The organism is Priestia sp. VA7 (assembly GCF_055710015.1).
The window spans coordinates 1-255 of sequence record NZ_JBVQPN010000073.1 but is presented as its reverse complement, the minus strand read 5'-3'; the positions used below and the strand labels follow the sequence as shown (position 1 = coordinate 255).

The window sequence follows — 255 nt, the reverse complement described above, 5'->3', positions numbered from 1 at the left end:
TTCTTTTCATATGGTCCATAAGACGTCCAGGAGTTGCTGAGATAATATGAGGCCTTTTCTTAAGGGCCTTGATTTGACGATTAATGTCCTGCCCCCCATAAATAGGTAATGTTTTAACTCCTTTTACTTGTCCAATTCGATTTAACTCTTCAGCTACTTGAATCGCCAGTTCACGCGTCGGCGCTAGCACAATCCCCTGAATTGCTTCTTCAGAAAGCTCAACTCGTTCTATAAGGGGGATACCAAAAGCTGTTG

The 255-nt window shown here is 42.7% G+C and carries 1 protein-coding gene; it reads right to left on the bottom strand.

Annotated features, from left to right (window positions below; all coding sequences use genetic code 11):
• The coding region (locus AC0C45_RS30235) for a DEAD/DEAH box helicase (RefSeq protein WP_472929336.1) at positions 1-255 on the bottom strand (255 nt) is incomplete at both ends.